Source organism: Natronosalvus sp. KLKA75 (assembly GCF_059736265.1).
The window spans coordinates 2,385,141-2,404,698 of record NZ_CM185522.1 but is presented as its reverse complement, the minus strand read 5'-3'; the positions used below and the strand labels follow the sequence as shown (position 1 = coordinate 2,404,698).

Genomic DNA, 19,558 nt, shown 5'->3' with positions numbered 1-19,558 from the left:
CTACATTGCTCGCCCTTCTCGAAATCAATTCTTGGCAACGATAGTGTCAGCAAAAACAGGACGCGTTGATCCTCTCGGGCTCGGATTTGCCACGACAGGGGAGTAAAATATCGGGACATGATCAATTACACGCATAAAGTCTTTGTATCCCCCGCGATATCAGGGAACATGGTACAGAAGCTACCACGACGGAAGGTGCTAACCGGTATCGGTGCGGCAGGTGCACTCGGTGTTGCTGGCTGCCTCGATGGGCAGGGAGACGGCGGCAACGGGAACGGGAACGGGAACGGGAACGGGAACGGGAACGATACCGACAACGGCGGTGCTGAGATTGACTACGGTGGAACCGTTCGATACGGGGTCTTGATGCCCGAGACGGGCGACCTCGGCAGTCTCGGAGGGACGATGCGTGACGGGGCGCTACTGGTCGAACGCCAGCTCAGCGACTCTCTCGACTTCGACGTCCAGACCGGCGACACCGAAACCGACCCCTCCGCAGGTCAGTCCGCCGCACAGAGTCTCGTCGACAGCGGCATGCCCGCTGTCGTCGGTCCGGCCGCCTCGAACGTCAACCTCCAGGTGACCCGACAGGCCTTCATCCCGAACCAGGTCGTCGGTATGTCGCCCTCCTCGACCGCACCGGCGGTCACGGACCTCGAGGACGACGGCTTCATCTTCCGGACGTGTCCGAGCGACGCGCTCCAGGGCCCCGTCATGGCGCAGGTCGTCGAGGAGGACCTGGAGGGGAGTTCGACCGCGACCCTGTATCTGAACGACGACTACGGGCAGGCGCTCGAGTCTTCGTACGTCGACGCGTTCGAGGAAGCCGGTGGCGAAGTGATGAACCAGGTGTCGTTCGAGGCCGAACAGTCCACCTACAGTTCACAGATTGGTGACGCCCTCGACGGGGAACCGGACGTACTGATGGTCGTCGGCTTCCCGCAGTCGGGCATTACGCTCTTCCGCGATTACTACAGCGACTACGCGGACGACTGGGACGGTTCCATCATCGTTCCCGACGGCCTCATCGACTCGGAACTGCCGGGCGAAGTCGGGAACGAGATGGAAGACGTCTGGGGGACGGCCCCGAGCGCCGCCGGCCCTGGTGCGGACTTCTTCGCCGACCTGTACGAGGAGGAGTTCGGCTCCGCCCCTGAGGTCTTCAACGCTCAGGCCTACGACGCGGCCGCCGTCATCACCCTTGCGACGATTTCGGCCGGTGGCGACGAGGTCGATGGAACGGCAGTCCGTGACAACATTCCCGTAGTCGCAAACCCCGAGGGAGATCAGTATGGACCGAGCGAACTCGCCGACGCCGCCGCCGCAGTGGCCGGTGGCGAGGAAATCGACTACGTGGGTGCTTCCTCGCCCGTCGACTTCGACGACAACGGCGACCAGGTGAGCGTCGCTTACGACGTCATGCGATACCAGGGTGGCAGCATCGAAGTGCAGGACACGATCGACTTCGAAGCCGAATAATCGGTCGTCCGCGGGCTATTTTTTAGCGTTCGGTGCCCCGACTCGAGCCGTGGCTGTCACGGTTTCGATATCCGCCTTCGAGAAACAGTGAGCCCGCAAAACACCGTACGAAAGAGGTTCGCCGATTTCCGGGAACCGATCACCCGCCGAGGAACTGCTGGCGTACCTCGTCGTCTGCCAGCAACCGGTCCCCGGTGTCGGTGTAGCTGTTCTCACCCTGGGCGAGCACGTAGCCTCGATCACAGCGTCCGAGGGCGGTTTTGGCGTTCTGCTCGACCATCAAGATTGCCTTCCCGTCGTCGTTGATCCGGTCGATCCGGTCGAACATGTCCTGGACCAGGTCGGGGGCGAGGCCGGCCGACGGTTCGTCCAGCAGCAACAGGTCGGGGTCGAGCATCAGCGCCCGTCCCATCGCGACCATCTGTCGCTGCCCGCCGGACATCGTTCCGGCTTTCTGGTCCTTGCGCTCTCGAAGCACCGGAAACCGTTCGTACACGGCCTCGAGTCGATCCTCGGGCACCGAGTCGAGGATGTACGCGCCCATCTCGAGATTCTCCTCGACGGTGAGCGTCCCGAAGATATTCTCGTTCTGGGGGACGTAGCTGATGCCCTTGTGGATGATCGCCTCGGGAGCGAGGGGATGAATCTCCTCGCCCTGGAACGTGATCGATCCGCCCATGTGTGCCGTCAATCCGAAGACGGATTTCATAAGCGTCGACTTCCCGGCGCCGTTCGGTCCGACGATAGTCACGTACTCGCCTTCGCCGACGTCGAGGTCGACGTCGGTCAGGATCTGGAGGTCGCCGTAGCCGGCGTCGAGGTCGCGAACGGTGAGGATGGTCTCGTCGGGGACCGTCGCGAGCGGGTCGCGAAGGGCGGAGACGGCGTCATCTCCGGTAGGTTCGGCGGCTCGGTTCGACTCCGTCTCGGCCGATTGCGATTGCGATTTCGTTTGTGACTGATCGGCGCTCATACGTCCATCTCCCCCAGGTACGCCTGGACCACCCGTTCGTTCTCCTGGATCGTTTCCGGTTCGCCTTCTGCCAGAACCGATCCCTGGTGCATCACGATCACGTGTTCGCAGTTTTCCATAATAACGTCCATGTCATGCTCGACGAGCAGGAACGTGTATCCCTGCCCGCGCAGTTCGTGAATTCGATCGAGCAACTTTTCCTCGAGCGTCGGGTTGACGCCCGCGAGCGGTTCGTCGAGCAGTAACATTTCGGGGTCCGTCATTAGTGCTCGCGCCATCTCCAGCAGCTTTCGCTGGCCGCCCGAGAGGGTGCCCGCCTGTGTGTGGGCGATGTGATCGATCTCGAAGAAGTCGAGCATCTCCCAGACGCGGTCGCGTATCTCGATTTCCTGTTCGATAACCTCGCCGCGAGCGAACGGCGTCACCGAGCGCCACAGCGATTCGCCTAGCTGGCCCTTCGGGGCGAGCATCAGGTTCTCGAGGACGGTCATCTCCTCGAGTTCGCGCGCGATCTGGAACGTACGAACGAGTCCTCGGTTGGCGATCTGTTCGGGGCGGAGCCCCGTGATGTCCTCGCCCTGGAACGTGACCGTGCCCGAGTCGGGTGTGTGTGCACCGGCGATGCAGTTGAACGTCGTCGACTTGCCGGCCCCGTTCGGACCGATGAGTCCGGTGAGCGATCCGGCCTCGACCTCGAAGGTCGCGTCGTCGACGGCGACGATGCCGCCGAAAGTCTTCCGCAAGTTTTCGATTCGGAGTGGGACGTCGGTGGACAGATCGGAGCGATCGTCGGTCGTCCCCTCTGTCCCCGCCGCCCGGGCCGCATCCTCCGCGTCGGTGCGGGTCGCGTCACTCATCGCGGTCACCTCCGGTGGTTCCGGCACGAGTGTCACGGCCGAGGTCGACTGCGGCGGCCGATTCAGTTCGATGGCCCAGCATCCCTTCCGGTCGTTTTTGCATAATGATAACGAGAACGATGCCGAGCAGGATAAATCGGAACGCCGAGATGTTGTCGATCAGGAACGCCAGGAGCGGCGCGAAGTTGAAGAACAACAGGGGTTCGACCGCGCCGGCGAACGTTCCCGGTGCAGTCCCGATGTCGACCGTACTCGAGACGATGTTCCCGAGGGTCCGTGGTCCCTCGAACAGGAGGCCGACAAAGAGGATCGACCCGACGACGCTCCCCGTGTTCGATCCCGAACCGCCGATGATGACGGCAATGAACACGTAGAACGTGAGGATGGGACGGAACGAGTCCGGACTGACGTAACTCTGGGAACCTTGCCAGAGGATGCCGCCCAGTCCCATCAGGGCACACCCGAGCATGAACACCTTGATCTTGAACCAGCGGGTGTCCTTACCGAGCGACTGGGCGACGAGTTCGTCCTCGCGAATCGCTTTGAGGACTCGCCCGAACGGGGAGTTACCCACACGTGCCAGGAGCCAGTAGATGACGATGACGAACCCGACCATCACGATGACCCAGGCAGCGCGTTGAGCGAGCGTATTGTTGGCCGCATAGTAGGTCTCGACGAGCGCGTTGGTCGGGCGGGCAGGAAGGTCCGTCCCGCTCCCGCCACCGGTACCGAACCCGAAGGTCGCTACCGTCCATTCCGAGAGATTATTTGAGTTTGCCGTGAGGCGGATGATCTCGGAAAGGCCGAGGGTTACGATGGCGAGGTAGTCGGCGCGAAGGCGCAACGCGGGGACGGCTGCGATGAGTCCAACCAGCGCGGCCACGATCATGCCGGCGACGACGCCGATTGGTAGCGGAAGGCCCAGACCCTGGCCCGAAATCGCGTCCGGAGGCGTCGATAGCAGCGACATGGTGTAGACGCCGACGGCCATGAACCCCGCGACGCCGATGTTGAACAGGCCGGTGTACCCCCACTGGAGATTCAGAGCCAGCGAGAGGACGGCGTAGGCGGCGAACAGGAACGACAACCGGGTGTACTGCGATTTGAGTGCCCCCATACCGTTACCCGAGGCGAACGTGAAGACGGCGAACAGTGCGTACACGCCGAGGAGCGTGACCAGGATGAGCCGGAAATCTGTCGCGGCCAGTTCCTGGGCCAAGACAGCGCGAACGTTGGTCGGTTCGTCGCTCGAAGGGTCGTCGGCGCCCGACGGTTCGCCACTTTCGGTCTCGACGTTCATGCGGTCGTCACCCCGCCGAAGATGCCCTGCGGACGGTAGAGCAGGACGAGGATCATGATGACGAACGCCGCAGCGGCGTTGAAGTCCGGGGGAATCCAGACGAGCGAGACCTCGTGAACGAAGCCGATGACGAACCCGCCCGCGATCGCCCCGTAAATCGAGCCAATCCCGCCGAGGATGACCGCGGCGAAGATAAACAGGAGGAGGAACCAGCCGAGGTTGAACTCGATGGTTCCGCGCTCGAGCACGTACAGGTAGCCGGAGATACCGGCGAGCGCCCCGCCGATGATCCAGGTCGCCGTCACGACGCGTTCGGTCGGGATACCGGTAACGAGCGCGAGGTCCTTGTTGTCGGCCATCGCCCGCATTGCTTTCCCCAGTTTCGTTCGCTGGAGCATGAGGTGCATCCCGAGCATCAACCCGACGGCGACGATGACCAGCGACGCCTCGTGGAGGTCGATGGAGAGGCCGAGGATCTCCGTTTCGACATCTTGAGTCGAGGTGACGCCGCGGTTGGAGCCACCGTAGACGAGCTGGATTACGTACCGGAGCGCGAGCGCCGCACCGATGCTGGCGATCAACAGGGAAATGCCGCCCCTGTCGCGCATCGGTTTGTAGACGAGCCTATCTATGAGCACCGTCACGAGGATGGTGGCTACGGCGGCAACGACGACACCGAGTAAGATACCGAGCGGTGCTTCGACGATGGAGCCGCCGATTTCGTTTACATTCGGGCCGCTCCCCGAGCGAACCAGCAACAGAAATCCCGTATCCGCCGTTCCCCATCCGGCGACCAGCAGCGCCGCACCCCAGCCGGTGAACGCACCAGTGGTCACCAGATCGCCGTGAGAGAAGTTCGCGAAGTTGAGAATGCTGTACGTCATCGAGAGTCCGATGCCAGCGAGGCCGAAGATGAGGCCGACGACGATGCCGTTCCAGACGAGTCCTCTGAATCGACTGAACGTCAGTTGCCCACCGAACGTTCGTCCGCCGATCATCGGTATTTCGACCCCTGCGAGCCTGGCTATCAGGTCGAGCACCAGCAACACGCCCGCAAGAATCGCCACGAACAGAAACGGCTGCTCGCGTATGCGGGCTCCCCAAGTTAATGATTCTGAACCTCCCATGTGTGAAGCTATCACGTAACCAAGCGAGTGCAGGTATAAATAACTCTTCGGTCTCAGTGGCACGAGATCACGAGACAGTGTCGGGGTACAAAACAGTTAGGTCAATTGAGGATTCGTCGATCGGTCCGTACCCCGCGTACGATCAGATCGGTTCCGAGTGGGCTATAAAAGGCCTCTTCACTCGAGTCCCGAGAAGCGCGAACGGTCAGGCCTCGCCGTACACTGGAACGGCCGCGCCGCTGGTCACCGAGGCGCCGTCGCTACAGAGAAACGCCATGACCCCGGCGATGTCGGCCGGGTCGACCCACGAGTCGTGATCCGCGTCGGGCATCATCTCCCTGTTGGCAGGCGTATCGATCACGCTGGGGAGGACGCAGTTCGCCCTGACCGTCCCGCGATTTTCCTCCGCCAGCGTCTCGGTCAGGATTTTCACGCCGGCTTTGGTGATCCGGTAGGGGCCGTCGCCCGACCCACCCTCGAGCCCGGAGCGCGCGCTCACGCTCACGATGGCACCTCCGGTCTCCTGCAGATGTGGAAGGGCGTGTTTCGATGCCAGAAACGCCGACTTGAGGTTGACGTCGACCAGCAGTTCGAACTCCTCGAGCGGCGTTTCCTCGACGTGATTCCCGCCACGCCAGGTCCCGGCGATGTTCAGCAGGTGATCGATCCGGCCGTGATCGTCGAGTACCGTCTCGACGAGGGACTCGACGGCGGATTCGTCCGTAAGGTCGGCCTGGTAGAAGTGGGTATCCGCGTCGGGGTCGAGCTGGGCGTCCTCGTCGTCGGGTTCGACGACGTCGATGGCACAAACGGTCGCGCCTGCGTCCCGAAAGCGGTCGACTGCAGCGCTTCCGAGCGCACCGCTGGCGCCCGTGATAACCGCGACGGTTCCGTCGAACTCGAGTATCGGTGTCGACATGAGCGACCCGTCCACGCCCAGCCGAATCAAACTAGAGGGCGAGTGAAGTAAGATCACACTCGAGGGCGAAAGACCAAACTCGAACGTCGGTGCGGAATGGCCGAGGTCGCTCTCGAGTGCGGAACGACCGAAATCACACTCCGATGCGAAAGACCACGGCGGCAATCGACAGGGCAGACTTCAAGCACGTTCGTCCAGTGTGTCCACGCAGGCAATGCGACTCATCGCTCACCGCGGATTCGCCCGATCGGCCCCCGAAAATACGATCACCGCAATTCGATCGGCAGCGGAGTACGCCGACGCCGTCGAGTTCGACGTTCGACGGTGTGGCTCCGGCGAACTCGTCGTCTTCCACGACGACACACTCGAACGCGTCACCGTCGAGTCCGGCGCCATCGCGGATCGCCCGCTCGAGGAACTGCGAGCGCTCACCGTCCTGGACTCCGAGGACACGATTCCGACGCTCGAGGAGGTCCTCGAGGCGCTGCCGCCGTCGCTCGAGGTCAACCTCGAGATGAAGGAACTCGGCATCGCCGCGGACGTACTCGAGGCGCTCGAGTGGGTCGAAAACCGAGTCGTGACGACCTCGTTTCTCCACCCCGAGCTCCGACGAATACGCGAACTCGATCCCGACCAGCCGACCGGTCTCCTGGCCAGTCGCCACCTCGAGCACCCGGTGACGACCGCCATCGAACTCGACTGCGACGTGATCGGGGCGAACTACTGGCGCTGTCTCGCTACTCGGCTAGTGCCGCGAGCGAAGGCGCTCGGCCTCGAGGTTCACGCCTGGTCGATCGAGCACGAACTCCTCGCCCGTGCATTGGGATATCGCGGCGTCGATTGTATCTCCGCCGATCGGCCGCTAAATCTGTAGCCGCCCCACTGACACTCCGTGGCCATCCAGGTGAACGACTCCGATCTCGAGCTCGGTATTCTCGACGAATACTACCAAGTTATATCGCCCGAGTGCGGAGTCCCCCACGATGGCGTTTAGCGACCAGCTACTCGAGACCGGCACGCCGATCTGGGAGGCCCAGCAGACCCATCCCTTCGTGAGGGAGCTCGCGGCGGGAACGCTCGCGGACGAGGCGTTCCGCGCGTGGGTACGCCAGGACTATCGGTACTTGCTCGATTACGCGCGAACGTTCTCGATCGCGGGATCGAAGTCTCGAGACCCCGACACGCGGGCACACTTGCTCTCGGTCGCGCACTCTATCCTGGGCGACGAACTCGAGTTACACCGCTCGTTCGCCGAGGAGTACGGCCTCTCGCAGGCGGACCTCGAGGCCACCGAGAAGGCGCCGACGTGCGTCGCGTACACGAACTTCCTCCTCCGGACGGCCTACGAGGGGTCGATCGCCGAAATCGCCGCCGCGATCTATCCCTGCGGCCAGGGCTACCTCGACATCGCGGCCCACATGGACGACCTCGCGACTGAGGAGCACCGCTACACGCCGTTCATCGAGAAGTACACGAGCGACGAGTTTCGCGACTCGGTCGCCTGGATGCGCGCGTTCGTCGACCGCTGTGGCGAACGGTATCCGGGCGAACACGAGGCGATGGAACGCGCGTTCCTGACGAGTGCGAAACTCGAGTACCGGTTCTGGGAGATGGCCTACCAGCGAGAAGACTGGGGGCTGTCGGGAGCGACCGGAGAACGAAACCACGTGGACTCGAAGTAACCTATCAGTCGTAGCTGGATTCCTATCAGTCGTGACCGGACACGCGAATCGGCTCGTACGGCTCCTCGAGGTACTCGAGGTCCGAACGCGAGAGCGAGACGTCGAGCGCCTCGACGGCCTGCTCTAAGTGCTCGACGCTCGTCGTGCCGACGATCGGCGCGTCGACCCACTCCTGGTGGAGGAGCCACGCCAGCGACACCTGGGCCATCGTGAGGTCCTTCTCCTCGGCCAGTTCCTCGACGCGTACGTTGATCTCACGGCCGCCGCCCTCGCGGTACGGGTGGGCGTACAGCTGTTCCTCGGCGTCGCCGCGGGTCGTCGCATCCACCCGTTCGTCCGGTCGGGTCAGGTAGCCTCGAGCAAGCGGCGACCAGGGGAGTACGCCGACGCCCTGCTTCTGACACAGCGGTAGCATCTCTCGCTCCTCCTCGCGGTAGACGAGATTGTAGTGGTTTTGCATCGTGACGAACCGCTCGAGGCCCAGTCGCTCGCTCGCGTGCAACGCGTCCGCGAACTGGTGGGCCCACATCGAGGAAGCGCCCAGGTACCGAACCTGATTTCGCCGGACGGCGTCGTCGAGCGTTCGGAGGGTCTCCTCGATCGGCGTGTCCTCGTCCCAGCGGTGGATCTGGTAGAGATCGATCGTGTCCATCCCCAGCCTGTCGAGGCTGGCCGCCAGTTCCTGCTCGATGGCCTTCCGCGAGAGTCCACCCGAGTTCGGGTCGTCCTCGTCCATCTGGAAGTAGCACTTCGTGGCGACGACCGACCGGTCGCGGTGGCCCTCGAGCGCGTTCCCGAGAATCCGCTCGGACTCGCCTCGCGAGTACATGTTCGCCGTATCGAAGAAGGTGATCCCGAGGTCGACCGCCCGCTCGATGATCTCGCGGCTCTCCTCCTCGTCGAGCACCCACGGTCGCCAGTCGCTCGAGCCGAAGCTCATACAGCCCAAACAGAGGCGACTGACTTCCATGCCGGTCGAGCCGAGGGTCGTGTACTCCATGCGGGATGATCGACCGTCGGAGCCAAATAGCCACTCGTTTCAGACGACGCCGCGAGCCAGCGACCCGAGCACGGGGAGTCCAAGTGCCGCACCGACGGTGAGGTAGATGGCGGGTGCCATCTCGAGCGCCGGACCTCGACCACCACCGAGCACGAACGCGAAGACGACGAGCACGACGAGTCCGAAACCGAGGCCGTAGCCGAGCGCCCGCAGGAGGCTCCGTGCGACGAGGCCGACGAGAACGCCCCCGGCGACGAGACCGGTCCAGTGGAGCCACGAGAGGACGAGACCGAGGCCGACGGCGACGAGCAGGGCGAGGAGGTGAATCGGGCGTTCGGTTCGAACTCGAGCCAGCGTCGCTCGTGCCGTCGTCGACGCCCCGTTCCCGGCCTCGCGAGTCGTCATCGGTCCACCCCCTCGAACCGCGTCGCCGTCTCGCCACTCGCCTCGAGGTCCATCGGCTTGTACTCGCCGTCGGCCCACCGCCCGAACTGGTCGTCGTAGTAAGGCGAGAAGTAGTCGCCCGAGTTCCCGCCGGGGAGGATCGCCCAGGCTTCGGCACCGGGTTCGACCACCATCCGCCAGCTGGCGCCGACGGCGCTCTCGACGCGGTAGTTGTCGATCGTCGCCCGAGAGCCGTCGGTGGAACGTTCCTCGTAGCTGAGAAACGGCGCCTCGCTGCCGAAGGGGTGAGCGACGGGGTCGGTCGTGTTCCAGTCGCCGTAGGTGTCCCACCCCTCCTCCTCGAGTTCCTCGAGGGTCGTCTCGAGCGCCTCGACGAGAATCGCCTCCCGCGAGCGGTTCTCGAAGACCGGGCTCTCGGCTGGCAGCGTCGCGACGACCCAGTCGTTCGGGTAGTACTCGGAACCGAGGTCGACGGCCTCGAAGATCGGCTCCAGGACGGCCGTTCGAAGGTGCTCGAACCAGCGGGCGAAGAGGAGGGCCCCGCGTGAGTCGCGCACCATCTCGTACTCCGGGCCCCAGTTCTCGAGCGTCTCGAGAGCGTCCTCGAATTGGTTGGGATCGTCGACCGCCCCATCCTCGAGTGCCGTGATTCCGGCCTCGAGCAAGTCGGGAACCGTGTCGACGGCGCGCTCGTCGCGGCGGTCGGTCTGGAGTTCCCGGTGGAAGGCGAGGTTGGTTGCCGTGCCTTCGTCGGCCTTGGCATCGAGCACGTCGTAGATCCGCCGACCACGATAGGGCATCGCGAAGGCGGTACCGACGTAATGCTCGGGGTCGTCCGCGGTCCGCTGATTCGCCGTCGCCAGCAACTCGGGATCGATCGCCGCGGGCTGTTCCTCGAAGGGGACGAACCCGCCAGCTTCCCAGTCGGAGACGCCGTAGGGCGCGTACCCCGTCCACTCGCCTTCGCCCGCGGAACCGTCGAAGACGCGATTGTCCGCGATTGGGTCGCCGCTCGAGCCGTCGCCATCCCGGCGGATCGGCAACTGACCCACGGCGACGTACAGCGTCCGTCCGTCCGCATCTGCGTACACGAGGTTCTGGGTCGGCACGTCGAACCGGCTGGCGGCCCTGAGCGCGTCGTCGACGCCCTCGCTGACCGTCAGGTCGTAGACGGCCTCGGTCGTCCGGGTCGCGCTGAGTCCCGTCCAGGCGACGCCGACCGTCTCGCCCTCGCGCTCGAGCAACGGGCCGTGAACGGTCTTCCTGGCGGTGATCGTTCGATTCTCGCCGCTCGAGACGGCGATTTCGCGTTCCTCGGTCTCGAACTCGCGCCACTCGCCCCGATACCGGTAGCGCTCGTTCTCGTCGTCGATCTCGTAGGTGTAACAGTCGAGGACGTCCGCGCCGACGTTCGTGAAGCCCCAGCCGGCGACCTCGTTGGCGCCGATGATGACGAAGGGGACGCCCGGGAACGTCACGCCGCGGACCGAGGTCTCGGCTGTCTCGACGTGCTGTTCGTACCACAGCGGCGGCGTCATCAACTGGAGGTGCGGGTCGTTCGCGACGATAGGCGTCCCGCTCTCGGTGTGCTCGCCCGAGACCACCCAGCTGTTCGAGCCGACCCCGGGCGGTGACTCGAATCGCGAGAGCCACGTCGCCAGGGAGGGGGTACTCGAGTTGTGAGCGTCAGTCGTCTCCTCGTTCCCGGCGCCGGATTCCTCGGCGTCGGTTCCGTCCCCGTTCTCCGCGTTCTCCCCGTCTTCGTCGCTCCCGTCGCCGTTCCCTCGGTCCTCCCCGTCTTCGTCGCCGGCGTCGGCCGCACTGTCTTCCGAACTGTCCTCGCCGGTACGGACACCCCGGAGTTCTCCTAGATCGTCGACGTGCTCGGGATCCGTTCGCAGCACCGGCGTGTCGTGGTCCATCCGCTCGGGGAACAGCGCCTCGAGAATTGCCGGCTCGAGCCGATCCTCGAGTACCCGGCGCCGAAGCGCGCTGAAGTTCCCCGTGAGCGTCCAGGCGATCTGTTTCTCCATCAAGAGCGTGTCGGCGGGCACCCACGGGTCCGGCTCGAACTCGAGCAGTTCGAACTCGAGCGGGAGCGTCGTGCCCTCGAGCGCCGCGTTCACGCCGTCGGCGTAGGCCTCGATGAGCGACCCGGCGTGGGTCCCCTCGAGGGCGTTCCAGGTGGCTTCTGCGGCCTCAGCGAAGTCCATCCGGACGTGAAACTCGTCACTCTCGAGGGTCGCCTCGCCGACGACGGTCGACAGTTCGCCCCGCATCTGCCGACGCTGAAGGTCGAGCTGGAAGCCGCGATCGAACCCGTGGAGGTGACCGACGGCGAAGTACGCCGCCCGTTCGTCGTCCGCCTCGACGTGGGGGACCCCCTCGTCGTCGATTCGAACGGTCGCGTCGCCGTAGGGACTCTCGACGCGTTCCGGGCGTTCCCGATCGGCGGCGTTCCACGCATTGCCCGAGAGCGGCGCGAACTGCTCGAGGAGGTCGCTCGCGGACGAGAGCGAGAGACCGGCGACGCCCGCGAGGACGCCCGCGGCGAGTGCACCCCGGCGGGTGATTCCTTCGTTCACGGCCGATGACATTCGGTGGGTAGCGTATAACTACTCGGGTCGCGGCGGTGGAGGGTCGGCGGGCGTGCCGACTCCGAATCCCCTTAGAGGGCCGCCTGGTCCACCCGCTCGAGCCACCACTGGAGCAACAGGTACGCCCCGAAACCGGTCACCACGTAGCCGGCGAACAGGAGCCAGGTCGTCGGCGTCTCGCTTCCGATGGCCAGTTTCGCGACCGTGTTCGCGGGATGTTCTGGCAGCAGGCTCGTGACGACCAGGAGGCCGACGATGCCCGCCGAGTAGAGCAACTGCGCCTGGCGTCGATCCGGGGCGTACAGCGCCACACCCATTCCGAGCGCGACGATGAGCAACGCCAACGCGGCGACGAAGACGATCAGCGCCGCCGGGTTGGCGATCGCCGTTCCGTTGAACGCGAGCAGGAGGAGCCAGGCGAGTCCCTGTAACGGGGCCAGGCTGGCCGTCGCGACGAGTTTCGCGTCGATCACGTCCGGGAACGACAGCGGCGCCACCCGGAGCAACTCTAACGTGCCGCGCTGGCGCTCCTCGATCAGCGAATCGACAGCGATCGAGCCGCTGATGAACACCGGCAGGAACAACAAGAGCGGCACCAGGATGGTGTAGGTGAACCCGAAGTACGGGGTCGCGCTCGTCGTAGGCACGGACAGGGGTGGCGACTCGAGCCGGTCGGCATTCGCCCGCCGTTCCTCGAACTCCACCGTGCGGAACGTCTCCTGGAGTCCCGAGATCAACAGCGTCGTCCCAATCCCCTCGTCGGGTGCCGTGACCACGACCGAGAGCCGGCCGTTTTCGAGGCGGTTGGTCTCGACGACGGCGGCGACGGCTCGCCGATCGAAGTCCGCGTAGGCGGCTCCGCGGTCGTCGTAGAGCCGCGGTTCGATGGCCTCTCGATGGTGGACGGCCTCGAGCAGGGCGTCCCTGTCGTCACCGGTGAGCGCGACGGTCATCTCCTGGCCCTCGACCGCGCCGGGGTCGTACAGCGAGACGAGGCCGACGACCAGGAAGCCCGAGAAGCCGGCGATGACCAGCTGGATCGCCAGCGCGAGCACGATGGTCTTCTCTGAGCGCAGGGAGTGCCACTCGCGGCGGACGATGGCCAGTCGAGCGTGCAGGGTAGAGTCGTCCACGTCCGCTCGAGGCTCACGCGACAAGCGCGATCACCCCGAGGTTGTAGACCGCGTGAACGAGCGTCGCGGCGGTGAGGCCGAGTGCGTACGCGGTCCGGCCTCGACTGGCGCCGAGTGCCCCGATAATCGCCGTCACGGCGTGCAACGCTAGCGGTGCGAGGAAGACGGCAACTACCACGGCAACGGGGGCGCCGGACAGCGAGGGACCGAACGCGGCCTGCCCCTCGAGCAAGTCGGGAAGCCCGACGAACTGGACGGCGTGGGTGAGCTTCTCGCCCAGGAAGAAGCCGAGTCCCGAGAGCGCCCCGAGGGCGACGGCGGTTCGGACGGACGCCTCGAACCGCGAGTGGGCGTAGCCCGCGTAGACGTGTAGGCTCTTGGCGAGTTCCTCGAGGAGCGCGGCGACGACGAAGACGACCGGGAGCGACACCGTCTGCGGGAGCGCGAAGACGAGCGCGACGGTGAGCAACTGGCCGGCGAAGACGAACGGAATGAAGACGATCGGCATCGCGAGCACGCTGGCGTACCCGCTGACGTGGGCGGCGACAGCGTCGACCGCCTTCGACGGGATCGTCTTCTGGGTGAACATGTCCTCCTCGCGGTAGCTCCCGAGCCCCAGTCCGAAGAGGACGAGCGCGCCGAGAGACAGCGGTCCGGTCGAGAAGAGGTACTCCCCGAGGCGAACGCTCTCGCCCTGGAGGTCCAGGACGACGAGTGTCAGCGGCGAGATGAGCGAGATCGGCGTGACGTTCGTGAAGATCGCCGGAACGAACGTGTAGGTCGTCAGCACCACCGAAACCGTCACCGTGACGAACGTGAGTTCCTTGAACGAGCGGGCGAACATCGCCCCGACGAACGTGGCCGCGAGAAAGGCCAGCGCGATGGGGACGACGGCGGCGACCGACAGCCAGCTCCCCTCGATCCCGTACGCGATCGCGACGACGATTCCCAGGAGCCCCAGCAGGTACGGGAGCGTCTTCCCGGCGACGATTTCGTATCGCGAGGCGGGCGAAACCAGCAGCAACTCGCCGCGGCGCTTGATCCGTTCGTCCATGATCGTGCTCCCGTAGGACTGGATCACGATGTTCATCGGGACGACGAAGAGGAACGCGAGCACGAGTGACCGGAAGGGAAACGGCGGCGTGATCGAGCCCGGCGTCTGGGGCTGGCTCGACGCCTCGATCGAACCGCCGCCGAACTCAGGTACGCTGATGCCCGAACCAGGGCTGTCGCTCGAGTCCGCGGGAGCGCCGCCACCGTCGCTCGAGCTGTCGCCACCGTCCGTCGAACCGTCGCCACCGTCCGTCGAACCGGCGCCGGATCCGGTCGATCCGCCGTTGCTCGAGTCGGTCCCTCCGCTCGCCGAATCGAGGCCGGATCGCTGCTGGTAGGTCAGCGTCACGGAGACGGGGAACGCTGCGGTCCGGTCGTCCTCCGCGTACATTCGCTCCTCGTTGTAGGTCTCGACGGCGTCGGCGAACGCGGCGTAGGCGGCCCTCTCTTTCGAGGTCTGTGCCCTGTCGGGATCGATGACGTCGCCGCGGTACACCTGCACGTCGGCGTCGGTGCCCGGTTCGACGGCCGTGAACGTCGGATTCTCGACGGCGACCGCGTGATAGGGGCTGTCCTCGTCGACGGCCACGGTATAGAGGCCATCCTCGAGACCCACGCCTTCGTCGAGGGTCGCGACACCCACCATACCGACGACGAGGGCGAGCGCGAGGACGATCAGGACCGTCTTTCGGTCGACCGTCCCGGCGCTCCGCGAGACTTCCCAGCGCGCGATCCGAGCGGTTCGGCGGACGAATCCGAGAACGGCGTCCGCTCTCGACGGGCTGTCGTTCGTGTCCTGGCGCTGGCTTCGAGGATCGCTCGAGTCGGAACCGACCGTCACGCAGCCGCCTCCCCGGCTACCTCGAGGAAGATTTCCTCGAGACTCGGCGTCTTCGTCTGGATGTCGGTGACGGAGCCGCCGGCCGCCTCCACGGCGTCGCGGACGGCGTCGACGCCCTCGAGGTCTCGAACCACGTATCGCAGGTCGCCGTTCTCGCGAACGATCTCGGTCACGGGGGCGGCGATCGCGTCGCTTCCCACCACTTCGGTCCCGCCAGATGAGACGAAGACGTGGTAACTCGTCCCACCGTAAGTCGAGCGGATGTCCTCGATGGTCCCGCGAGCGACGATTTCCCCCTCGGCCATGATGACGAGACGGTCACAGATGCTCTCGACGTGAAAGAGGTTGTGCGCACTGAAGACGACTGTCTTGCCCTCCTCGCTGAGTTCCAGCGTGAACTCGAGGATGGCGTTCGTCGTCAGCGGGTCGAGCCCCGAGGCGGGTTCGTCGAAGATGAGCACGTCGGGGTCGTTGACCAGCGCGCGGGCGATGGCGACCTTGCGCTTCATGCCCTTCGACATGTTTCCCAGTTCTCGATCGCGGTGCTCGAGGTCGAGGCGATCCAGCAGGGCGGTGATGCGCTCGCTCGCCACGTCGTCCGGAACGTCGTAGAGGTCGGCGAAGAACTCGAGGTAGGAGATGGGCGTCATCTCCTCGTACAGCGGCGACTCCTCGGGGAGGAAGCCCAGACGGCGCTGCATCGCCGACGATCCGGCGGGGTGTCCGGCCACCACCGCGGTACCGTCGGTCGGTTCGATCAACCCCGCGAGCATCTTCAGCGTCGTGGTCTTGCCGGCGCCATTGTGGCCGACGACGCCGAACACCTCACCGCGGTCGATCGAGAACGAACTTCCCTCGACGGCGACGAAGCCGCCGTACTCCTTGCGTAGATCCGCAACGTCAATCATTCAATTGTATCGATAGAAGGAGACCCCGCAGAAAAGGCTAGCGGCCGGTCGTGATTCGAGCGAGTGCAATTCGTGCAGCGCGAGGGCGTGTCACGCGGTGGCTTTCCCTGGCTCTCTCCCTCTCCTCTATTCCCGTCTCTAACCCGAGCCCTGCCTATCCGGCGCACTGAATCGCACCATGACTGCGAACAGGGCCGCCGGCCCACACAGCAACCCGAACAGGAGCACTCGAGGGGCAACCCGTTCGAATCCGACGGTAGCGAGTTCGACGGTGGAAGCGAGTCCGATCGCCCCCACGACCCCGACGACGACCCACTCGAGGACGGTGCCCTCGATTCGAGCGGTCAGACGAGCGAGTAGCGAGAATCCATCGCCCTTGGGGTCGTCGGCGCCGGGTATGCGGAGGCGACGTTTTATCCCGTCCCCGTCTCCGTCTTCGGCTCTGACGGCCTCGATCCCTCGTCGGTACGTCGCGAGGATCGCGCCGACCAGGACGCCGACGAAGACCGCCTGGCCGACCGGCACCGACGGCACCACCAGCGCGAATAGCCCCAGCGCCGGCGGCGGTGTGGCACCGACTGCGACCGTCTCGAGGACGTCGACGAGGGGCAACGACTCCGCTCGAGGGACCGTCTCCCCGGGAGCCGCCGGGTTCTCGCCGGAAGCATCGCCTCGTCGGTCGCTCACGTTGCTCGGGGATTGTCCCCGGTACGTCGAAAAGCTTTCTTCCGGGACCGTTCGCGAAGCTCGAGTCCGTCGAACCCGGCTACGGTGGTCGCTCGAGGGGAGAATCGTTCGTCGGTCTTCGCGTACCAGCTCCCGGCCAATCGTCCGACGGCGTCGACGTTCGCTACGTCGATTTTCCCATCGGTCGTCACCTCCTCGTCGAGGTGGACGTAGCGAACGTCGCCGAGGACGAGCGTGGACCCGCCAACGTCGAGCAGGTCTCTGCGGGTGCACTCGAGGGCAACCTTCGAATCCGCGACTCTCGGCGGTGCGACGACGGCCGACTCGGCGCGCTCGAGACCGGCGTGCTCGAACTCGCTGTCGCCGGCCTCGAGGGTGGCGCTGGTTTCGTTCATCGCTTCCGCGAGGTCCTCGGTCACGAGGTTGACGACGAACTCGCCGGTGTCGCGAACGTTCCGCGGCGTGTCCTTGGGGCCGTCCGCACCGTCGACCGGCGCGAAGACGACGACCGGTGGCTCAACCGAGGCGACGGTGAAAAAGCTGTAGGGGGCGAGGTTGTCGACGCCGGCCTCACTTCGGGTGCTGACCCATGCAATCGGGCGCGGGACGACCGCGCTCGAGAGGACTCGATAGAGCGACCCCTCCCGTTCGTCGACGTCGATTTCGATCGCGTCGGTTGACGTCGTGGGATCGATCACTGCCGATCAGCGCCTCCGCCGCGGCTCTCGTTTCGCGGATCAACGAAACTACTTCCAGGAACGTCCTCGCAAAACGCCTTCGTAGTTTCAACGTCGGTGCAGCTGTTAGTGACATGGTGCAGTTCCGTCGTCGGTAGCTCGGTTGGGCCGGCTATCATCGTTAGTGATTGCCTCGTGTTAGCTGGTACGATACCGAACTGCTATAGGCTTTCGAGACGAAAAGGAATCAGATACCCACGATGTCATCCGAATCCACTCCACTCGAGGTCGAGCGCGCTGAAACGTCCACTGACGGCGACGTCGCCGTCGGATCCGAACCCGAGGACTCTCCATGCCCCGTCATCGATTCGATCGAGCAGATCGGCTCTCAGTGGCGACTCGCCGTCCTCCACGAACTCCAGAAGGGCGAGTACCGCTTCAACGAACTCAAGCGCGCGACCGACGCCAACGCCAGGACGCTCTCGCGGGTGCTCGAGGACCTGGGCGAACTCGGGTTCGTCGACCGGCGGATCGAGGAGGATGCGCCCATCGCGACCTACTACAGTTTGACGCCGAAGGGGCACTCGCTCGAACCGGTCTTCGACGAAATCGAGTGCTGGGCGGGAAGCTGGCTCGAGGAGTCAGCATCCGGAGACGAGTAGACCTCTCGCGATTGCGACGTCCTCTGCGACCGCGACCGTGACTGCGTTCTGCCGGAGACGTACGAGTCACTCCCCGAAATCGGCGTCGTCGAAGTGCTCGTTAGCCAGGTCGTCGATCAGGTCCGTGATCTCGTCCGCCGCCTCGTCGTTCAGGTCTTCGACTGCGCCAACGCCGCGGCCGCCGCTTTTCGCCGTAGCGAAGGCGTTCTTGTTCAGGTTCCCGTCGGGACCGACCACGGGGAGTTTGAGGTCGGTGAAGTTCTCCGGCGGAAAGCCCGACGACGAGAGGATGAAGTGGTCCGCTACCTCGTCCAGGTCGTCGGTGTCGAAGTCTTCTAGCTGGGGGTCGTCCCAGTTCTCGGTTGTCGTTCCCGAGAAGTCTGGTTCGTGCATTTCGTAGTCGGTCATAGAGGCAAATTCACTAGTTCGAAAAATTGGCGTGACCCTTGCGTGTTCAACGGTTCTATGACGTCCGTCGTTCCCGTTCGAGCCGTCCTCTCGCCGGTCATTGACGGACAACGAGTCGACACTCGAGTCGGTCACGGGTGCTGACGAAATGATTGATGGCGCCGCGAGTGGGAGACGTGCGGTACGCTCACACACGAACGATGGCTCATCACTCACTCTTCGACCCATGGTAGCTCCCGGACGCGTCGCCGCGATTCACTTCACCGGCCGCATCGCCGAGGGGGACGCCGCAGGCGAGGTCTTCGACACGACCGACGTCGACGTCGCCCTCGAGGAAGGTATCTACCACGATCACCGCGACTACAAACCACTCGAGGTCAGGGTCGGCGAGGAGAAGATCCTCCCGGGCATCGACCGCGTGCTCCAGGAGATGGCCGTCGGCGAGCGACGAACCGTCGAACTCGAGCCCGGGGAGGCGTTCGGGGCCTACAGCGAGGAGCGCGTGCTCGAGGTGCCCGCTGAAACGCTGACGTCGGATCCGTCGGCGCTCGAACCCGGAACACTCGTTCGCGACGACAACGGCCAAACCGGGTGGATTCAGGCGGTCGAGGACGACGGCCGGGCCGTCGTGGACTTCAACCACGAACTCGCCGGAACGACCATCGAGTGCGACCTCCACGTGCTGGCGGTGAGCGACGATTCGACGGGAGCGACGGACGAACTCCTCGCTGACGAGCGCCTGCTCTCGAGGTCGAAGGAGGTCGATGCGGACGAGGCGGGTGCTGACGAGACGAACGCGAACGAGGCAGCCGAGGAAAAGGCGGATTGACGCTTCGCTCTCGAGAAGCGA

At 64.9% G+C, this 19,558-nt stretch carries 18 protein-coding genes and 1 pseudogene; 5 read left to right on the top strand and 14 right to left on the bottom strand.

Translation table 11 applies throughout. The features are described from left to right. Positions 1–168: 168 nt before the first annotated feature. Complete coding sequence (locus AC6I65_RS11640; RefSeq protein WP_497902039.1) at positions 169–1,479, top strand: ABC transporter substrate-binding protein; 1,311 nt, start codon at positions 169–171, stop codon at positions 1,477–1,479. Positions 1,480–1,618: 139 nt separating this feature from the next. Here AC6I65_RS11640 and AC6I65_RS11635 read toward each other — a convergent pair whose 3' ends face one another. The 5 genes from AC6I65_RS11635 to AC6I65_RS11615 form a co-directional block, all read right to left on the bottom strand. Further along, positions 1,619–2,452, bottom strand: a complete 834-nt coding sequence (locus AC6I65_RS11635; protein ID WP_497902038.1) for an ABC transporter ATP-binding protein — start codon at positions 2,450–2,452, stop codon at positions 1,619–1,621. Then, positions 2,449–3,309, bottom strand: coding sequence for an ABC transporter ATP-binding protein (locus tag AC6I65_RS11630; protein WP_497902037.1), 861 nt, complete (start codon positions 3,307–3,309; stop codon positions 2,449–2,451). The genes AC6I65_RS11635 and AC6I65_RS11630 overlap by 4 nt, the downstream gene beginning before the upstream one ends. After that, on the bottom strand, positions 3,302–4,609 hold the full coding sequence (locus tag AC6I65_RS11625) for a branched-chain amino acid ABC transporter permease (RefSeq protein ID WP_497902036.1): 1,308 nt from the start codon (positions 4,607–4,609) through the stop codon (positions 3,302–3,304). The genes AC6I65_RS11630 and AC6I65_RS11625 overlap by 8 nt, the downstream gene beginning before the upstream one ends. Next, positions 4,606–5,736 (bottom strand): branched-chain amino acid ABC transporter permease, encoded by a 1,131-nt coding sequence (locus AC6I65_RS11620; RefSeq protein WP_497902035.1) that lies wholly within the window; start codon positions 5,734–5,736, stop codon positions 4,606–4,608. Before AC6I65_RS11620 ends, AC6I65_RS11625 begins: the two co-directional genes overlap by 4 nt. Positions 5,737–5,941: 205 nt before the next feature. Beyond that, positions 5,942–6,655 (bottom strand): SDR family oxidoreductase, encoded by a 714-nt coding sequence (locus AC6I65_RS11615; RefSeq protein ID WP_497902034.1) that lies wholly within the window; start codon positions 6,653–6,655, stop codon positions 5,942–5,944. 214 nt (positions 6,656–6,869) lie between these two features. Here AC6I65_RS11615 and AC6I65_RS11610 point away from each other — a divergent pair, with 214 nt between their 5' ends. Both AC6I65_RS11610 and tenA read left to right on the top strand, forming a co-directional pair. Then, complete coding sequence (locus AC6I65_RS11610; protein WP_497903203.1) at positions 6,870–7,529, top strand: glycerophosphodiester phosphodiesterase; 660 nt, start codon at positions 6,870–6,872, stop codon at positions 7,527–7,529. A 109-nt stretch (positions 7,530–7,638) separates the two neighbouring features. Then, a complete protein-coding gene (gene tenA, locus AC6I65_RS11605) occupies positions 7,639–8,337 on the top strand; it encodes a thiaminase II (RefSeq protein WP_497902033.1) in 699 nt (232 codons plus the stop codon). Positions 8,338–8,362: 25 nt separating this feature from the next. On the opposite strand, the gene AC6I65_RS11600 is transcribed toward tenA, so the two are convergent. From AC6I65_RS11600 to AC6I65_RS11565, 8 genes and pseudogenes are all read right to left on the bottom strand, one after another. Continuing rightward, complete coding sequence (locus AC6I65_RS11600) at positions 8,363–9,337, bottom strand: aldo/keto reductase (RefSeq protein WP_497902032.1); 975 nt, start codon at positions 9,335–9,337, stop codon at positions 8,363–8,365. Positions 9,338–9,376: 39 nt separating this feature from the next. Next, a complete protein-coding gene (locus AC6I65_RS11595) occupies positions 9,377–9,742 on the bottom strand; it encodes a hypothetical protein (RefSeq protein WP_497902031.1) in 366 nt (121 codons plus the stop codon). Continuing rightward, entirely contained in the window at positions 9,739–12,327 is a 2,589-nt protein-coding gene (locus AC6I65_RS11590; protein WP_497902030.1) for a penicillin acylase family protein, read from the bottom strand. The genes AC6I65_RS11595 and AC6I65_RS11590 overlap by 4 nt, the downstream gene beginning before the upstream one ends. A gap of 83 nt (positions 12,328–12,410) precedes the next feature. Next, the gene (locus AC6I65_RS11585) at positions 12,411–13,472 is read right to left on the bottom strand and encodes an ABC transporter permease (RefSeq protein ID WP_497902029.1); all 1,062 of its coding nucleotides are present in this window, start codon (positions 13,470–13,472) and stop codon (positions 12,411–12,413) included. Between the two features lie 13 nt (positions 13,473–13,485). Next, entirely contained in the window at positions 13,486–15,366 is a 1,881-nt protein-coding gene (locus AC6I65_RS11580) for a PrsW family intramembrane metalloprotease (RefSeq protein ID WP_497902028.1), read from the bottom strand. Next, entirely contained in the window at positions 15,363–16,274 is a 912-nt protein-coding gene (locus AC6I65_RS11575) for an ABC transporter ATP-binding protein (RefSeq protein ID WP_497902027.1), read from the bottom strand. Before AC6I65_RS11575 ends, AC6I65_RS11580 begins: the two co-directional genes overlap by 4 nt. Positions 16,275–16,412: 138 nt before the next feature. Beyond that, on the bottom strand, positions 16,413–16,961 hold the full coding sequence (locus tag AC6I65_RS11570) for a hypothetical protein (protein ID WP_497902026.1): 549 nt from the start codon (positions 16,959–16,961) through the stop codon (positions 16,413–16,415). 79 nt (positions 16,962–17,040) lie between these two features. After that, positions 17,041–17,656 (bottom strand): annotated as a pseudogene (locus AC6I65_RS11565) (flavin reductase family protein). Between the two features lie 242 nt (positions 17,657–17,898). Between AC6I65_RS11565 and AC6I65_RS11560 the strand changes: the two are divergent. Next, positions 17,899–18,300: a winged helix-turn-helix transcriptional regulator gene (locus AC6I65_RS11560; protein ID WP_497902025.1), complete on the top strand. Its 402-nt coding sequence runs from the start codon at positions 17,899–17,901 to the stop codon at positions 18,298–18,300. 66 nt (positions 18,301–18,366) lie between these two features. Here the strand turns inward: AC6I65_RS11560 and AC6I65_RS11555 are convergent, their stop codons facing one another. Beyond that, positions 18,367–18,708, bottom strand: a complete 342-nt coding sequence (locus AC6I65_RS11555) for a hypothetical protein (RefSeq protein WP_497902024.1) — start codon at positions 18,706–18,708, stop codon at positions 18,367–18,369. 226 nt (positions 18,709–18,934) lie between these two features. Between AC6I65_RS11555 and AC6I65_RS11550 the strand changes: the two genes are divergently transcribed. Further along, positions 18,935–19,537: an FKBP-type peptidyl-prolyl cis-trans isomerase gene (locus tag AC6I65_RS11550; RefSeq protein ID WP_497902023.1), complete on the top strand. Its 603-nt coding sequence runs from the start codon at positions 18,935–18,937 to the stop codon at positions 19,535–19,537. The last annotated feature ends 21 nt before the right edge of the window (positions 19,538–19,558 follow it).

Bases quoted from the DNA above. Each gene is read 5' to 3' on its own strand.
- AC6I65_RS11640 (WP_497902039.1), top strand. From the start codon at position 169: ATGGTACAGAAGCTACCACGACGGAAGGTGCTAACCGGTATCGGTGCG.
- AC6I65_RS11635 (WP_497902038.1), bottom strand. From the start codon at position 2,452: ATGAGCGCCGATCAGTCACAAACGAAATCGCAATCGCAATCGGCCGAG.
- AC6I65_RS11630 (WP_497902037.1), bottom strand. From the start codon at position 3,309: ATGAGTGACGCGACCCGCACCGACGCGGAGGATGCGGCCCGGGCGGCG.
- AC6I65_RS11625 (WP_497902036.1), bottom strand. From the start codon at position 4,609: ATGAACGTCGAGACCGAAAGTGGCGAACCGTCGGGCGCCGACGACCCT.
- AC6I65_RS11620 (WP_497902035.1), bottom strand. From the start codon at position 5,736: ATGGGAGGTTCAGAATCATTAACTTGGGGAGCCCGCATACGCGAGCAG.
- AC6I65_RS11615 (WP_497902034.1), bottom strand. From the start codon at position 6,655: ATGTCGACACCGATACTCGAGTTCGACGGAACCGTCGCGGTTATCACG.
- AC6I65_RS11610 (WP_497903203.1), top strand. From the start codon at position 6,870: ATGCGACTCATCGCTCACCGCGGATTCGCCCGATCGGCCCCCGAAAAT.
- tenA (WP_497902033.1), top strand. From the start codon at position 7,639: ATGGCGTTTAGCGACCAGCTACTCGAGACCGGCACGCCGATCTGGGAG.
- AC6I65_RS11600 (WP_497902032.1), bottom strand. From the start codon at position 9,337: ATGGAGTACACGACCCTCGGCTCGACCGGCATGGAAGTCAGTCGCCTC.
- AC6I65_RS11595 (WP_497902031.1), bottom strand. From the start codon at position 9,742: ATGACGACTCGCGAGGCCGGGAACGGGGCGTCGACGACGGCACGAGCG.
- AC6I65_RS11575 (WP_497902027.1), bottom strand. From the start codon at position 16,274: ATGATTGACGTTGCGGATCTACGCAAGGAGTACGGCGGCTTCGTCGCC.
- AC6I65_RS11560 (WP_497902025.1), top strand. From the start codon at position 17,899: ATGTCATCCGAATCCACTCCACTCGAGGTCGAGCGCGCTGAAACGTCC.
- AC6I65_RS11555 (WP_497902024.1), bottom strand. From the start codon at position 18,708: ATGACCGACTACGAAATGCACGAACCAGACTTCTCGGGAACGACAACC.
- AC6I65_RS11550 (WP_497902023.1), top strand. From the start codon at position 18,935: ATGGTAGCTCCCGGACGCGTCGCCGCGATTCACTTCACCGGCCGCATC.